Raw genomic sequence first — 14,495 nt, 5'->3', positions numbered from 1 at the left:
TCGCTCGCGGCGGGCTGCCGCACCGGAGCGGAGGCGGTGACCGTGGTCGGCGGGCGGCCGCAGGCGTGATCGCGGCCGTCGGACCGCGCCCCCTCCGTCACGTCGCGGACCGCCCGACCGGCGCCGTCAGATGGCGTCCCACGGCGCTGACTCGTACAACTCCCCCACCCTCGCCAGGAGTTCGGCCCGCGTCGGCAGCGTCACGCCGTCGATCTCCGAAATGACCGCCGTGCCACGCGAGTTGGCCAGGAAGGCGCCGTCGTACGACCCCACGTCGGTGAGCCGCAGCGGACGGCGGGCCTGCGGAACACCGGCACGCAGGAGCTCACGCTCCAGGATCTGGAGCGTGATGCCGCGCAGATACGGGGCGGCGTCCGGCCAGACGACGCTGTCGCCGTCGATGAAGCCGACGTTGGTGACGGCGCCCTCGGCGATCTCGCCCCCAGGACCGGCCAATAACGCCTCGTCGTAGCCTTCGGCGGCCACCTGGCGGCCGAAGTACGCCTGCCCGAAGCCGCCGACGTGCTTGAGGTGGGCGGCCGGGCGCTGGTAGGGCACCGACTTGAGGCGCTTGAGGCCGGGTTCGACACCGGCGGGCGGGCGGACGGCGACCATGACGGCGACCGGCTCTTCGCCGCCCTCCGCCGGCTGGAAGACGTTGACCCGCACGGAGGCGTCCGCGCGCCCCGACCCGGCCAGCGCGTGCCGTACGTGCGCCCGTACGCGCTCGCCGTCCAGGCCCGCGCCGAACAGCTCCCGCGTGGCGCCGTCGAGGCGTTCGACGTGGAACGCCAGGCCGCGCACCTTTTTGCCGCGTACCTGCATCGCCGTGAAGTGGCCGTAGCCGCCGAGCGCGGGCGCGAGAGCCTCCACCGTCGCGGCCCGGCCGTCGATCTCGATGAACGGTGATTGCGTCATGACCTCACCCTAGGCACGCCCGCCCTTCCGGCACACAGGCCCCTCAGGCGGCCGGCGCGGCCGTCAGATCCAGCTCGACCAACTGCGCGGTGAAGCCGAGCTGTGCCACTCCGAGCAGGGTGCTCGCGGTGTCGAAGGCGCCGCCCAGCGGTGAGGCGTTCAGGGCGTCCCACACCGTGGACAGCACCTCTCGGTCGTCGCTCACCACGTAGATCACCGAGCGCACGACGTCGCGCGGTCCGGCGCCGACGGCTTCGAGCGCCGTCAGGGCGTTGGCGGCCACCTGGCGGGCCTGGGCAGCGTAGTCGCCGCGGCCGACGATCCGGCCCTCGGCGTCGAGCGGGCACTGACCGGCGAGGTAGGCGGTCCGCCCGGCCTCGACGACGGTGATGTGGTGGTAGCCGGGGGTCTGGTGGAGGGCGGGAGGATTGACGCGGGTGATGTGGGCGCTCATGGGTGGTGAGTCTGCCGGGGCGCGGGGGCCGGGGCCCACCCGTTTTCGGCTCCCGGGCAGCTCGGGCGGCCCGGCCACCGGAGATTTGGGCGGGGGCCGTCGCGGTGTCGGTGGCGGGTGGAATCATGTGCCGCAGCGGACGGAACCGGCATCCGTGGTGACACGCGCATCGGCCACAGCGGGATCAGCACCAGGACCGGCATCGGGAACGGCATCAGGATCAGCATCAGGAACGGCATCGGCGGGAGACGGGGAGCCATGGACGCGGACGGGGGTGTCGGGCAGGAAGAGGCGGGGGCGCGGCAGGCGCCGGTCGGCAGGCAGGCGCGGAAGGTGTCCGGCCGGGCCGCGAAGCTCGTCGCGTCGGCTCGTACCGTCACCGCGGACCACACACGGGTGCGCGCGGATGTGCGGGCCGCGCTGGTCCCGCTGCGGGAGGTACGGGTCCGCCGCGAGCTGGACGGCATCCCGGTCGCCCGGCTCAAGGACGTCACCGAGGGCAGGCTCCGCCTCGGCGCCATGGAACAGGCCGGATACGACACGGTCGGCAAGGTCTTCGGCGCCCGGTCGTACGAGCTGCGGCTGGTCCCCGGCGTGGGCGCGCAGAGCGCGGACCAGGCCATAGCGGCGGCGCGCCAGATCGCCTCGGCGGCCGAGGAACACGTGGCCGTCCGTATCGATCCGGCCGACCGGGACGACCCGGACACCACCGCGCTGGTGACGGCCCTCAACCGGCTGGTCAACGCGGGTCCCGAGATCCCGCGGGCCGTGGAGACCGCCGCGCGCGTGGACGCCGAACTGACGCCGCTGCTGGCCGCCGCCCGCCCGGCGGGCGCCCGGCTGCGGATGCTGCTCGCGGGCAGGCGCGGGCGGCTGCGCGCGCAGGACGCCGTGCGGCGGATCGAGGAGTCGCTGGCTGAGCACACCGCCGACGGCACCGGGCTGCTGCTGACCCAGGCGAGCACCGACCTGCTGCGTCCGGCGGCGCGCGCAGCCGAGGCGTGGCTGGACTTCGAGGTCAGGCCGTCCGAGTACACCGTCCTGCTCGCGGAGATCGCCGAACTCGCCCCGGACATCGACGCGTCGGAAGGCTTCCTGCCGTCGTCGGTCTCCGAGCGGGTGCGCGGACAGCGTCTTGACGACACGCACCGCCGGGTGTCGCTGCGCGGCTACCAGGCGTTCGGCGCGCGCTTCGCGCTGGCCCAGCGGCGGGTGATCATCGGCGACGAGATGGGTCTGGGCAAGACCATCCAGGCCATCGCTGCCCTGGCCCACCTGCGGGCGGAGGGCCGTACGCACTTCCTCGTCGTCTGCCCGGCGAGCGTGCTGGTCAACTGGTCGCGGGAGATCGAGTCGCGCAGCGCCCTGGACGCGTACCGGCTGCACGGCCCGTACCGCAAGGCGGCGCTGGCGGACTGGGCGAGGGACGGCGGCGTCGCCGTCACCACATACGACGCGCTGAATTCGCTGGACGTGCCCGACGCGGTGCCGCTGGGGATGCTCGTCGTGGACGAGGCCCATTATGTGAAGAACCCGGACACGCGCAGGTCGCGGACCGTCGCACTGTGGACGGCCAGGACCGACCGCGTGCTGTTCCTGACCGGCACCCCGATGGAGAACCGCGTCGAGGAATTCCGCAGTCTGGTGCACCACCTCCAGCCCGATCTGCTCCCGCACATCCGGCACAGCGACGCGGTCGCGGGCTCGCAGGCGTTCCGCAGGGCCGTCGCCCCGGCCTATCTGCGCCGCAATCAGCAGGACGTGCTCACCGAACTGCCGGAGCTGGCGCAGTCCGACGAGTGGGAGGAGTTCAGCCGTACGGATCTGGCGGCCTACCGGACGGCGGTCGCGGCGGGGAACTTCATGGCGATGCGGCGCGCCGCCTACGCGGCGCCCCACCGTTCGGCGAAGCTCCAGCGGCTGCGCGAACTGGTGAAGGAGGCCGCGGAGAACGAGCTGAAGGTCGTCGTCTTCTCCTTCTTCCGGGACGTGCTGACCACCGTGCACGACGCGCTCGGCCCGGCCGCCTTCGGCCCGCTGACCGGGGCGGTCGCCGCCACCGAGCGCCAGGAGATGGTCGACGCCTTCGCGGCGGCGCCCGGCCACGCGGTGCTGCTCAGCCAGATCCAGGCGGGCGGCACCGGGCTGAACATGCAGGCCGCCTCGGTGGTGATCCTCTGCGAGCCGCAGGTCAAGCCGACGCTGGAGGCCCAGGCCATCGGCCGCGCCCACCGCATGGGCCAGATCCGCCACGTGCGCGTGCACCGGCTGCTGATCGCCGACAGCGTCGACCAGCGCATGCTCGACATCCTCGGCACCAAACAGGTGCTCTTCGACGCCTACGCGCGCCGCAGCGACCTCGCGGAGTCGACTCCCGACGCGGTCGACATCTCGGAGCAGTCGCTCGCGCGGCGGATCGTGGCGGAGGAACAGATGAGGCTGTCCCTCACCAAGTGAGTTCGTCGTGCCGGACCTCTGCGGTACCGTGATCAGGTCCTGTCGTCTCCGATAGAGGTGGACGTTGCGCATCTGAGGTCCGCGATCATCGCGCGGTACGGCCTTCGCTTCGCCGTATACGCGTCACGTGGCAGTCGGCGTTCCCGCCGCGCCGTGACGTCCGCGCAGATGCGACCTCGGTGCCCTGAGCCGTCCGTCACCTCACGGAGGCCCGCACCCTCCTTCTGTCCGGCCCGGTCGCCGCGTGGTGCTCGCATACGAAGCCCCCCGTCCACCGCGCTTTCGACTGCGAGACCCACCATGGCCCATCCCACCGCCACGCCCACCGCCACCCCGCCCGGCGCGTCCCTGACCTGCTCGGGGCTGTCCTTCCACTGGCCGGACGGCACGCCCGTGTTCGACGGCCTGTCCCTGACCATCGGCCGCGGCCGTACCGGGCTCGTCGGCGCCAACGGCGCCGGCAAATCCACGCTGCTGCGGCTCCTCTCCGGCGAACTGCGCCCCGCGCGGGGCTCGGTGAGCGTCGGCGGCACCCTCGCCTGCCTGCCGCAGAACATCACACTCGACACCGGCCTCCGCGTCGACCAGGCGCTCGGCATCGCCGAGCGGCGGGCCGCCCTGCGCGCGATCGAGGCCGGGGACGTGGGCGAGGAGCACTTCGAGACGGTCGGCGACGACTGGGACGTCGAGGAGCGGGCGCTGGCGACGCTCGGCACGCTCGGTCTCGGCGGCATCGGCCTCGACCGGGCCGTCGGCGAGATGTCCGGCGGCGAGACCGTACTGCTGCGGCTGGCCGCGCTCCTGCTGGAGCGCCCCGACGTGCTGCTGCTCGACGAGCCCACCAACAATCTGGACCTGGTGGCCAGACGGCGGCTCTACGAGGCCGTCGACTCCTGGCGCTCCGGCGTGCTGGTCGTGGTCAGTCACGACCGTGAGCTGCTGGAACGCGTGGACCGGATCGCCGAGCTGCGGTCGGGGTCGGTGAACTGGTACGGCGGCGGCTGGTCGGCGTATCAGGAGGCGCTGACCGCGCAACAGGAGGCGGCCGGACGGACGCTGCGGGCCGCGGAGGCCGATGTACGGCGGCAGAAGAGGGAGTTGGAGGAGGCGCAGATCAAGGTGGCCCGGCGCCAGAGGCAGGACAGGAAGCTGGACGCGCAGCGGCGGGCGCCGCGGATCGTCGCGGGTGAGAAGAAGCGGTCGGCGCAGGAGTCGGCGGGCAGGCTCCGCGGCGTGCACGAGGACCGGCTCGACGAGGCGCGCGAGCGGCGCGAGGAGGCCGCGGACGCGGTCCGTGACGACGCCGAGATCCGGGTCGACCTCCCCCACACCGCCGTGCCCGCCGGCCGTACGGTCCTGAGCCTGCGCGCTCTGCGCCCCCGGTACGGCCGGCTGCTCGACGGCACTTTCGAGGTACGCGGCCCCGAGCGCGTCGCGCTGGTCGGGCGCAACGGGACGGGGAAGACCACGCTGCTGCGCACCCTCGCCGGTGAACTGGCGCCGCTGTCCGGCGAGGCGGTCTGTCACGTACCGCTGCGGTTCCTGCCGCAGCGACTCGACGTGCTGGACGAGGAGTTGAGCGTCGCGGCGAATGTGGCCCGGCTGGCGCCCGGCGTCACCGACAACCACATCCGCTCCCAGCTCGCGCGGTTCCTCTTCAAGGGCGCGCGGGCCGAGCGGCCCGCGGGCGCGCTCTCCGGCGGCGAACGCTTCCGCGCCGCGCTCGCCGCGACGATGCTCGCCGCTCCCGCGCCCCAACTCCTCATGCTGGACGAGCCCACCAACAACCTCGATCTGGCCAGCCTGCGCCAACTCACCGGCGCGCTGGACTCCTTCGAGGGCGCCCTGCTCGTCGCCGGCCACGATCTGCCGTTCCTGGAGTCGATCGGTGTGACGCGCTGGCTCCTCGTCACTGACGAGCTCCAGGAGACGACCGCGGAGGAGGTGCGCGGGCTGCTCGGAGCGCCCGAGGCGTAGAGACGGGCGCAACCGGAACGGCAACCGGAACGGCCACAAGCCGGGACGGCCACAAACGGCGTTCTCAGCCCCTGAGGCCCTGAAATCCTGAGGGCGCCGAGCTCGCTGAGTGCCCTGACGCTCCTCGGGCCGGGGAAGCGACCGGGGCACCGCCCGCTCAGGGCTGGATGTTCTCCAGGTCCTCCAGGAGACCGGGGTGCGTCGGCTCCCAGCCGAGCACCTTCCGGGTGTGGGCGCTGGACGAGGGCTGGTCGCCCGCGAAGATCGGGCCGAGAGTGCCGTACGTCTGCGCGGGCACGGACTCGACCGGCAGGTTGAGTCGGCGGCCGATGACCGCGGCGATGTCGCGTACCTGGTCGCCCTCGTCGGCCACGGCGTGCCAGGCGGTCCCGGCCTCCGCACCTTCCAGGGCGAGCCGGAAGAGCACCGCCGCGTCGAGCGCGTGCACGGCGGGCCAGCGCTGGGTGCCGTCGCCCGGGTAGCCGGAGACGCCGCTCTGGCGCGCGATGTGGGTCAGCAGACCGGCGAAGCCGCCCGCGCCCTCGTTGTGAACCGTACGCGGCAGGCGCACGGCCGAGCTCCTGACCCCGCGCGAGGCCAGGTCCAGGACCGCCGTGACCGCGCGACCGCGACCGCCGACGGGTCCCTCGACGGGCACCGAGTCGCTCTCGACGGAGGCGCGGCCCGGCACGTAGGGCGTGCCGGAGGCGGTGACGAAGGGGCGGTCGCTGCCGACGAGCGCCTCGCCGAGGGCCGCGAGGGCGGCGGTCTCCTCTGCGACCGCGTTCGCGACCGCTTCGGCGCTGCTGAAGTCGTTGGCGAACGCCAGGTGGATCACCCCGTCGGCGCGCCCGGCGCCGGTACGCAGGGCGTCCAGGTCGGCGAGGTCTCCCCTGACGGCCTCCGCCCCGGCCGCCTCCGCGGCTCGCGCGGACGCGTCGGAACGGGTGAGTGCGAGGACGGTGTGGCCGTTGCCGAGCAGTTCGGCGACGACGGCGGAACCGATCAGACCGGTGCCGCCGGTGACGAAGACGCGCATGGAAACACTCCCACAAGTGACGGGACTCTTGTCCCATCACCGTAACAGACCGATGGGACAAGAGTCCCATCAGATAGGATGACCTCATGAGTCGGTGGGAACCAGGGGCGCGCGAACGCCTCGTCGTGGCCGCCGTCGACCTGTTCACCGAGCAGGGGTACGACGCCACGACCGTCGCGCAGATCGCGGAACGTGCCGGGGTCACCAAGAGCACCTTCTTCCGGCACTTCCCCGACAAGCGCGAGCTGCTGGTCGCGGGGCAGGAGACGCTGAGCCGGCTGCTGGCCGAGGGAATCGCCGAAGCACCCGCGAACGCCAGCCCGTTGGAGGCGGTCGCCGCCGGTCTCGCCCGCGCCTCCACCGCGATGGGCTCCATGAACCGCGACTTCGCCCCCCGCCTCAAGGCGGCCGTCGCCGCCAGCGCCGAGCTCCAGGAACGCGACGCGCTCAAGAGCGTCAGCCTCGCCAACGCGATGACCACCGCCCTGGCCGCCCGCGGGATCCCCGGCCCGACCGCCGCCCTCGCGGGCGAACTCGGCCTCCTCGCCTTCAAGCGGGGCTACGCCGTCTGGTCCGACGGCGACCGCGACGCCGAGGACGACCTGGGCGGGCACCTCGTCACGGCCCTCGATGAGCTGCGCGCGGCGAGCGCGTCGCTGGGCTGAACCAGAAACAGGGCTGAACCGGAAACAGGCCGGATCCGGAAACGGGGCGGGCCTGCTCGCTGGAGTGCGGTTACTTGCCCGCGCCGACCGCGTTCATGTGGATCTGAGTGGTCTGGACGTTCTCGTCGGGGTTGTCGAGCGGGATGTTGACGGTCGCGCCGACGCTCGTGGAGTGGGTCTCGTTGGGCGGCGTGACGGTCATCGTGGTGAACGTGTAGCCGCTGCCACCGCTGTTGTTGAACGGGTAGTACAGGACGGCTTCGGTGCGCTCGCCCGGAGCCAGCTTGACGGTGGGCACCTCGCTGCCGGGGCGGCGCGCGACGTTCACGGTGTCCGTGCCGCTTTTGAGGTCGATGCCCGCGAAGCCGTGCATCGTGCAGGAGCTGGAGCCGGTGTTCTTGAAGTGGATCAGCTCCATGCCCTCGCCCGAGATGCCGTGCTCGGCCGAGATGGCCAGGTTCGAGGTCTTGCACATGGTGCCGGCCGCCGACCCGTCGTTCGAGGAGCCGCCGTTCGACGACCCGGAGCCTCCGGTCGTACCGCCGGAACCGTCGCTCGAACCGCTGCTGGAGCCGTCACCGGAACCGCCGGAGGAGGAGCTGTCCTGGCCGGGCGCGGCACTGGGCGACGACGTAGCGCCGGGGGCGCTGGGCGACGCCGTCGTGCCGGAGGCGCTGGAGTCGTCGGGGCCACAGGCCGTGAGCGACATTCCGGCGGCCACGACGACGAGGGCGAGAACCGAGAGCCTCTTGCTGCTGCGCATTGCTTCTCCGTAAGTCGGATGCCGGCCCGCCCGTCGCGGACCTTCTGCGCTGATGGAGGCGCCCGGGAGGGGTGGCGGTTGCGGGGGGAATCCCACCGGGACGCCCCCGTGACACGCGAGAAGCATGATCAAGACAGACGGAATGCGGTCGTCGCATCCGTCACAGAAATCCCCGGCGGCCCGGTGAGCACATCGCCGCACCGGGCCGGTGGTCAGTCGTCGTAGCTGAGGTTCCCGTGCTCGTCCATCGTGGGGTGGATCTTCGACGGGCCGTACGGGTCGACGTCGGAGGGGCGGGGCGGCTCGGGGCCGTCGGCGCCGACACGGATCAGCCGTGCGACGCGGGCCACGGAGAACTGCCTGCCGCCGACCTCGAGTTCGTTCGCCCGGCCGGCCGCGCGGAACGCCTCGGCGGCGCGGGCGTAGTCGGCCTCCTCGGCCGCGTCCAGCTCGTACATCCGGGGCCACATGGTGGTCAGCGCGTCGGCCAGCGCCCGGCGGGCGGCGTGCGGGGTGGCCAGGATGTTGATGGCCGGTTCCCAGCCGACGTCCGTCCGCTCGACCACCCGGAACGCCGCCGGGAGCAGGACGACGCCCGGGTGCGTCCGCAGCGCGGACCGCGAGTCGGCCCGTACGTCGGCGGGGTAGCGGAGGCTGCGGTAGTGCAGGTCGCGCAGCGCGAGGCGTTCGGCGCTCGCCATCACCCCGGTCGCGGCGGCGTGGTCGATGACGACGTGGCCGTCAAGCGCGGGGTCCGCGGCGCGGTCGTCCCAGTCAAGGACCGCGGGATCGGGGTCGGTGGGGCGCGGTGGTTCGACCTTGCCGCCGTGGGTGTAGAAGAACTCGTCGCCGCGGACGACCCGGTAGCGGGTCCCGGCCACGGTCAGCTCGTCGAGGGGTTCCGACTCCAGACGGTCGACCGCCGACAGCAGCTCCCGGCGCAGCGCCGGGTCGTCGGTGTCGTCCTTGGCCCGGAACCACAGGCGGGAGTTCAGGGCGTCGCGCGCCGCCTGGGGGAAGCCGTCCGTCATGGGGGTCAGCAACCGCCATCCGGCGTCGCCTGGTTCGCACGCCGCCAGGGCGAAGAGCGGGCCGCGGACGATGTAGTGCCCGTACCGTTGCGCGGCGTCTCTGCGGTCTGCCTCGGCGGCCAATTCGACGGGGTGGCCGCCTAGTTGGACGTTCATGATCAGGTTCTCTGACGCTGTGGGTTCGTCCCCGCTCATGGAGCCATTGTCCCCACACCTGGGCGGCGGCTGTCAGCGAATTGCCTGACAACACACCCACTCGCACGCCACACGCGCGTGACATCGTTGTCAGCAAGCGGCTGAAAAAGGCCGCCCGAAGGCGGCCTCGTCAGGAAAAAATGTGTGTCCGAGGGGGGACTTGAACCCCCACGCCCGATAAAGGGCACTAGCACCTCAAGCTAGCGCGTCTGCCATTCCGCCACCCGGACGGGGTGTGGCACCGCGACCCGCGGGGCCGTGGTGACGGGGTCAACGATACCAAGGATTCGGAGTGCTTCTCACCTGGGATTGCGGTGGGCGGTCCGGCCGGGTGCGGGGCCCGGACGGACGCTGCGGGGCAGGTGGGGGCGGGTAGGGGTTCAGGTGGCGATGCCGATGGCCTGCTTGACGGTGGCGGGGTCGCGGAGGGCGTGGAGCATGAAGTGGGCGACGTCGGCGCGGGAGGCAAGGGCGCCACCCCGGAGATTCTGGTCGACGGCGGTGCGGTAGGTGGCGGAGAGCGGCTTGTCGGTGAGGCGGGGCGGGCGGACGGAGGTCCAGTCGAGGCCGCTGTCGCGGAGGATGTCCTCCATGAGGGCGAGGTCGGCGAAGTGCTTGCCCAGGAAGAGCTTGCCCACGGGGGCGCCGACGTAGCGCATGAGGGGGCCCTCGCCCGGGTCGTGCCTGGGCGGGTTCGGGCGGCCGGGCGACGGGGTGGTGGAGACCGGGGCGGCGCTGACGACGACGATCCGGCGGGCGCCGGTGGCCTGCATGGCCTCGACGATGGCGCGGGTGCCGACCGAGGTGATGCCGGTCTGGGCCCGTGAGCTGGGGCCGAAGGCGGACAGGACGCCGTCGGCGCCCTCGACGGCGCCGCGCAGCGCGTCCGCGTCGGGGTGGGTGAGGTCGGCGGTGACGGAGTGGACGTCCCGGGTGAGTCGCGCCGGGTTGCGGACGACGGCCGTCACGTCGTGTCCCGCGTCGACCGCCTGGTCGACCAGGAGCCGGCCGATCCCCCCGGTCGCCGCGAAGATCGTGAGCTTCATGTGGTGGCTCCCTGTGTGTGCGTGTGCTGTGCCGGGTTCAACGCGGCGCCCCACCACCGGGTTTCGGGGTGCGGGCGCCGGGCACGTGACGCACGGTCAGGAGCTGCCGTTCACGGCGGCCGTTCAGGAACCGTTGTTCGGGGCCTGCTTCGGACGGGCGGCGATGGCACGGTGGTGCCGTACGACCTCGTCGATGATGAAGTTGAGGAACTTCTCGGCGAAGGCCGGATCGAGCTTGGCGTCCTCCGCGAGGCGGCGCAGCCGGCCGATCTGGTCGGCCTCGCGGGCCGGGTCGGCGGCCGGAAGGTGGTGGGCGGCCTTCAGCTCACCGACCTGCTGGGTGCACTTGAAGCGCTCGGCGAGCAGGTGCACCAGCGCCGCGTCCAGGTTGTCGATGCTGCCGCGCAGGGCGCGGAGTCTTTCCAACGCCTCCTCGTCGCTCACCAGTGAGTGCTCGGCGGTCGGCTGGTCGCTCATCTCGGTCTGCCATCCTGGTCGGTCCGTGGTGCTCAGCGGCGAGTTCCCGATCACCCTACCTATGTCACCCTTGAGGCATGGGACGGGTCACCGAGCGGCGCCGCGTACTGCGGATCAGGGACGGTGTGGCGGGGCACCGCGCGGACACACTGGTGGCGGAGGAGCCGCTGGAGATCCGGCTGAACGGCAAGCCGCTCGCCATCACCATGCGCACACCCGGCGACGACTTCGCGCTGGCCACCGGTTTCCTGGTCAGCGAGGGCGTGCTCGCCGCGGCCGACGACGTCAGGTCGGTGGTGTACTGCGCGGGGGCGGCAGCCGACGGCGTGAACACGTACAACGTCGTGGACGTCCGGCTCGCGCCCGGCGTCCCGCTCCCGGACATCTCGCTGGAGCGGAACGTCTATACGTCGTCGTCCTGCGGGTTGTGCGGGAAGGCCAGTCTGGACGCGGTGCGTACGGCGACGCGGCTGCCGATCACCGATCCGGACTCCCCCAGGCTCACCCCGGCGCTGCTGTCCTCGCTGCCCGACCGGCTGCGCGCCGCGCAGGCCGTGTTCGACCGCACCGGCGGGCTGCACGCCGCGGCCCTCTTCGACGAGCACGGCGAACTGCTGGACGCGCGTGAGGACGTGGGGCGGCACAATGCGGTGGACAAGCTGGTCGGCCGGGCGCTGCGCGAGGGCCGGCTGCCGCTGGCGGGACACATCCTCATGGTCTCGGGCCGCGCCTCGTTCGAACTGGCGCAGAAGGCCGTGATGGCGGGCATACCCGTACTCGCCGCCGTCTCGGCCCCCTCCTCGCTCGCCGTCGATCTGGCCGCGGAGTCCGGTCTCACCCTCGTCGGCTTCCTGCGCGGCGACTCCATGAACGTGTACGCGGGCGAGTCCCGTATCGCGCTCGCGGCAGAGCGCACCGGTTGACCGGGTGACCGGGTAATCGGTTCACCGGGTGATCAGGTCGCCGGGTGAACCGCTGAACAGGACCGTCGGCGGCCCAGCACGTCAGCGGCCGATGTCCCCGTCGTACCGCTCGCGGATGATGTCGGCGTGGCCCGCGTGCCGTGCGGTCTCCTCGATCATGTGGACCAGCACCCAGCGCAGGGAAGGCGGCGGGGTCTCGCGCAGGGAGCGGGCGCCGGGGCGTTCGAGGTCGGCGCAGGCGGCGACGGTCTCGTTGCCGCGCAGGGCGGCGGCGCGGTAGGCGGCGATCAGTTCGGCGCCGGTCTCGTCCTCGGACGGCGGGATCTCGTCGTCCCGCAACGGGAGGTCGGCGCCCTCGTAGGCCCAGACGAACCAGTTGAACTCGACGGCCGTGAGGTGTTTGACCAGGCCGAGGAGACTGGTGCCCGAGGTGACGCCCGGCGCCTTCGCGACCTCGTCCGGCACGCCTTCCGCCTTGGCGACGACGGCTTCCCGCAGATAGTCGAGGAAGGTCAGCAGCGTCGTCGGCTCATCCGCGTTCAGCCCCGGCGGGCGCCGGTCGCCACGGAGCGGCGGCGTCGGCGGGTCCGGCTCCTCCCGCTGGTCTCGTGGCGTCGTCGTCCCGGTCATCGCGCCACGCTACCTCCGCGTCCGGCTGCCGTGCCCAGCGTTTCGCGATCACCGCGCAGACCATGAGCTGCATCTGGTGGAAGAGCATCAGCGGCAGTACGGCGAGCCCGGCGCCGGACCCGAACAGCACGGTGGCCATGGGCAGTCCGGACGCCAGGCTCTTCTTGGAACCGGCGAAGACGATGGTGATCCGGTCGGCGCGGCCGAAGCCGAGGCGGCGCGCGCCGAAGGAGGTGAGACCGAGCATCAGGGCGAGCAGCAGCGCCTCGAGGGCGAGCAGTTCCGCCAGCCGCGGCACCGGGACCTTGTGCCAGATGCCCTCGGCCATGCCCGCGCTGAAGGCGGTGTAGACGACCAGCAGGATCGACCCGCGGTCGACGTAGCCGAGCACCTTGCGGTGCCGGGTGAGGAAGCCGTTGATCCAGCGGCGCAGCACCTGCCCGGCGACGAAGGGCGCGAGCAGTTGGAGGGAGATGTCGAGCAGCGCGTGCGCGTCGACGCCGGAGTCGCCGCCGATGAGGGCCGCGGCCAGCAGCGGGGTGAGGACGATCCCGGCGAGGCTGGAGAAGGACCCGGCGCAGATGGCGGCGGCGACGTTGCCGCGGGCGATCGAGGTGAACGCGATCGAGGACTGGATGGTGGACGGCAGCACGCACAGGAAGAGGAAGCCGGGGTAGAGCTGCGGCGCCAGGACGTACGGGACCAGGCCGCGGGCGGCCAGGCCCAGCAGCGGGAAGGCGACGAAGGTGGCGGCGAGCACTGTGAGGTGCAGCCGCCAGTGGCGCAGCCCGGTCAGCGCCTCGCCGGTGGACAGCCGGGCTCCGTAGAGGAAGAAGAGCAGCGCGACCGCGCCGTTGGTGGCGTGGCTCGCGGTGTGCGCGGCGGTCCCGGTCGCGGGCAGCAGCGCGGCGAAGGCGACGGTGGCGAGCAGGGCCGCGATGTACGGGTCGACAGGCAGCCGCTTGAGCGGCCTCGACCGCTTCGGGGCCCGCGGCGCGGTGGCCGTCGCGGGCTGCGGCGCGGAGTCCGTCTCCGCCTGCGGCGCGGTGGCTGTCGGGTCCTGCGGCGCGGTATCTGATGGCACCGCTCCAGCATGATCGGGGGGCTGGCGATCGGGAAGCCCGGTTGCCGTACTCACTGTCATCACGGAACGCGATAGCCGGACTAGACTGGCGGGCATGTTCGATCCCGTGCAACTGCGGACCTTTCTCGCCGTGGCGCAGACGCTGAGCTTCACGCAGGCCGCGCACCGGCTGGGGCTGCGGCAGTCCACGGTGAGCCAGCATGTGCGGCGCCTGGAGGAAGCGGCGGGCTGCCGGCTCTTCGTCCGCGACACCCACGGCGTGGAGCTGACCGAGGACGGCGAGGCGATGCTCGGCTTCGCCCGGACGATCCTGGAGGCGAACGAGCGCGCGGCCGGATTCTTCACCGGCACCCGGCTGCGCGGACGGCTGCGCTTCGGCGTCTCGGAGGACTTCGTGCTGACCCGGCTGCCGGAGATCCTGGAGGGCTTCAGGCGCGAGCACCCCGAGGTCGACCTGGAGCTGACCGTCGAGCTGTCCGGCACCCTGCACCAGTGGCTCGACGCGGGACGGCTCGACCTGTGCCTGGCCAAGCGGCAGGGGCCGAACGGCCCCGGGCGGCTCGTGTGGCGCGACAAGCTGGTGTGGATCGGCGGCGAGCGGCTGCGCCTCGACCCGGACCGTCCGGTGCCGCTGATCGCCTTCCCGCCGCCCGGCATCACCCGCGCCCGCGCGCTGGAGGTGCTGGAGCGCGACGGGCGGGCCTGGCGGGTGGCGTGCACCAGCGCCTCGCTCAGCGGTCTGGTCGCGGCGGCCCGCGCGGGCCTCGGCGTGATGGCGCACGCGCAGGGCCTGGTGCCCGCCGGACTGGTACGGCTGCCCGCCCGGTCCGGGCTGC

13 protein-coding genes, 1 tRNA gene and 2 pseudogenes are annotated in these 14,495 nt (G+C 72.6%); 6 read left to right on the top strand and 10 right to left on the bottom strand.

The window, feature by feature from the left end; genetic code table 11:
- Window positions 1–126: 126 nt before the first annotated feature.
- Entirely contained in the window at window positions 127–918 is a 792-nt protein-coding gene (locus tag BGM09_RS10810; protein ID WP_188281288.1) for an aminotransferase class IV, read from the bottom strand.
- A 43-nt stretch (window positions 919–961) separates the two neighbouring features.
- Window positions 962–1,372: a RidA family protein gene (locus tag BGM09_RS10805; protein WP_188281287.1), complete on the bottom strand. Its 411-nt coding sequence runs from the start codon at window positions 1,370–1,372 to the stop codon at window positions 962–964.
- Window positions 1,373–1,630: 258 nt separating this feature from the next.
- Here BGM09_RS10805 and BGM09_RS10800 point away from each other — a divergent pair, with 258 nt between their 5' ends.
- From BGM09_RS10800 to BGM09_RS39140, 3 genes and pseudogenes are all read left to right on the top strand, one after another.
- Complete coding sequence (locus BGM09_RS10800) at window positions 1,631–3,829, top strand: DEAD/DEAH box helicase (protein WP_188281286.1); 2,199 nt, start codon at window positions 1,631–1,633, stop codon at window positions 3,827–3,829.
- Between the two features lie 168 nt (window positions 3,830–3,997).
- Window positions 3,998–4,759 (top strand): annotated as a pseudogene (locus tag BGM09_RS39145) (ATP-binding cassette domain-containing protein); the annotation flags it as partial.
- Window positions 4,736–5,624, top strand: a pseudogene (locus BGM09_RS39140) (ATP-binding cassette domain-containing protein); the annotation flags it as partial. The pseudogenes BGM09_RS39145 and BGM09_RS39140, both read left to right, overlap by 24 nt.
- A gap of 339 nt (window positions 5,625–5,963) precedes the next feature.
- Here the strand turns inward: BGM09_RS39140 and BGM09_RS10790 are convergent.
- A complete protein-coding gene (locus tag BGM09_RS10790; RefSeq protein ID WP_188281284.1) occupies window positions 5,964–6,845 on the bottom strand; it encodes an SDR family oxidoreductase in 882 nt (293 codons plus the stop codon).
- Between the two features lie 86 nt (window positions 6,846–6,931).
- On the opposite strand from BGM09_RS10790, the gene BGM09_RS10785 reads away from it, so the two are divergent.
- Window positions 6,932–7,510 carry a TetR/AcrR family transcriptional regulator gene (locus tag BGM09_RS10785; protein ID WP_188281283.1) on the top strand — a complete coding sequence of 193 codons (579 nt, stop codon included), beginning with the start codon at window positions 6,932–6,934 and terminating at the stop codon, window positions 7,508–7,510.
- 70 nt (window positions 7,511–7,580) lie between these two features.
- Here the strand turns inward: BGM09_RS10785 and BGM09_RS10780 are convergent, their stop codons facing one another.
- From BGM09_RS10780 to BGM09_RS10760, 5 genes are all read right to left on the bottom strand, one after another.
- Complete coding sequence (locus tag BGM09_RS10780) at window positions 7,581–8,273, bottom strand: DUF4232 domain-containing protein (RefSeq protein ID WP_188281282.1); 693 nt, start codon at window positions 8,271–8,273, stop codon at window positions 7,581–7,583.
- A gap of 212 nt (window positions 8,274–8,485) precedes the next feature.
- On the bottom strand, window positions 8,486–9,499 hold the full coding sequence (locus BGM09_RS10775) for a DUF5954 family protein (RefSeq protein ID WP_188281281.1): 1,014 nt from the start codon (window positions 9,497–9,499) through the stop codon (window positions 8,486–8,488).
- 145 nt (window positions 9,500–9,644) lie between these two features.
- A tRNA-Leu gene (locus BGM09_RS10770) sits at window positions 9,645–9,729 on the bottom strand.
- Between the two features lie 150 nt (window positions 9,730–9,879).
- Window positions 9,880–10,545 carry an NAD(P)-dependent oxidoreductase gene (locus BGM09_RS10765; protein WP_188281280.1) on the bottom strand — a complete coding sequence of 222 codons (666 nt, stop codon included), beginning with the start codon at window positions 10,543–10,545 and terminating at the stop codon, window positions 9,880–9,882.
- Between the two features lie 123 nt (window positions 10,546–10,668).
- Window positions 10,669–11,022, bottom strand: coding sequence for a chorismate mutase (locus tag BGM09_RS10760; protein ID WP_188281279.1), 354 nt, complete (start codon window positions 11,020–11,022; stop codon window positions 10,669–10,671).
- A 77-nt stretch (window positions 11,023–11,099) separates the two neighbouring features.
- On the opposite strand from BGM09_RS10760, the gene fdhD reads away from it, so the two are divergent.
- Window positions 11,100–11,945: a formate dehydrogenase accessory sulfurtransferase FdhD gene (fdhD, locus tag BGM09_RS10755; RefSeq protein WP_188281278.1), complete on the top strand. Its 846-nt coding sequence runs from the start codon at window positions 11,100–11,102 to the stop codon at window positions 11,943–11,945.
- A gap of 81 nt (window positions 11,946–12,026) precedes the next feature.
- Here fdhD and BGM09_RS10750 read toward each other — a convergent pair whose 3' ends face one another.
- Entirely contained in the window at window positions 12,027–12,575 is a 549-nt protein-coding gene (locus BGM09_RS10750; protein ID WP_188281277.1) for a DinB family protein, read from the bottom strand.
- Window positions 12,475–13,533: a bile acid:sodium symporter family protein gene (locus BGM09_RS10745; protein WP_223186639.1), complete on the bottom strand. Its 1,059-nt coding sequence runs from the start codon at window positions 13,531–13,533 to the stop codon at window positions 12,475–12,477. The genes BGM09_RS10750 and BGM09_RS10745 overlap by 101 nt, the downstream gene beginning before the upstream one ends.
- 220 nt (window positions 13,534–13,753) lie before the next feature.
- On the opposite strand from BGM09_RS10745, the gene BGM09_RS10740 reads away from it, so the two are divergent.
- The coding region (locus BGM09_RS10740) for a LysR family transcriptional regulator (protein ID WP_188281275.1) at window positions 13,754–14,495 on the top strand (742 nt) is incomplete at its 3' end.

This window comes from Streptomyces sp. CBMA29 (assembly GCF_014596445.1).
Lineage (GTDB): Bacteria > Actinomycetota > Actinomycetes > Streptomycetales > Streptomycetaceae > Actinacidiphila.
Note: the sequence above shows the minus strand (reverse complement) of the source record. Positions and strands in the feature narration are given on the sequence as shown.

Bases quoted from the DNA above. Each gene is read 5' to 3' on its own strand.
- BGM09_RS10810 (WP_188281288.1), bottom strand. From the start codon at position 918: ATGACGCAATCACCGTTCATCGAGATCGACGGCCGGGCCGCGACGGTG.
- BGM09_RS10805 (WP_188281287.1), bottom strand. From the start codon at position 1,372: ATGAGCGCCCACATCACCCGCGTCAATCCTCCCGCCCTCCACCAGACC.
- BGM09_RS10800 (WP_188281286.1), top strand. From the start codon at position 1,631: ATGGACGCGGACGGGGGTGTCGGGCAGGAAGAGGCGGGGGCGCGGCAG.
- BGM09_RS10790 (WP_188281284.1), bottom strand. From the start codon at position 6,845: ATGCGCGTCTTCGTCACCGGCGGCACCGGTCTGATCGGTTCCGCCGTC.
- BGM09_RS10785 (WP_188281283.1), top strand. From the start codon at position 6,932: ATGAGTCGGTGGGAACCAGGGGCGCGCGAACGCCTCGTCGTGGCCGCC.
- BGM09_RS10780 (WP_188281282.1), bottom strand. From the start codon at position 8,273: ATGCGCAGCAGCAAGAGGCTCTCGGTTCTCGCCCTCGTCGTCGTGGCC.
- BGM09_RS10775 (WP_188281281.1), bottom strand. From the start codon at position 9,499: ATGAGCGGGGACGAACCCACAGCGTCAGAGAACCTGATCATGAACGTC.
- BGM09_RS10765 (WP_188281280.1), bottom strand. From the start codon at position 10,545: ATGAAGCTCACGATCTTCGCGGCGACCGGGGGGATCGGCCGGCTCCTG.
- BGM09_RS10760 (WP_188281279.1), bottom strand. From the start codon at position 11,022: ATGAGCGACCAGCCGACCGCCGAGCACTCACTGGTGAGCGACGAGGAG.
- fdhD (WP_188281278.1), top strand. From the start codon at position 11,100: ATGGGACGGGTCACCGAGCGGCGCCGCGTACTGCGGATCAGGGACGGT.
- BGM09_RS10750 (WP_188281277.1), bottom strand. From the start codon at position 12,575: ATGACCGGGACGACGACGCCACGAGACCAGCGGGAGGAGCCGGACCCG.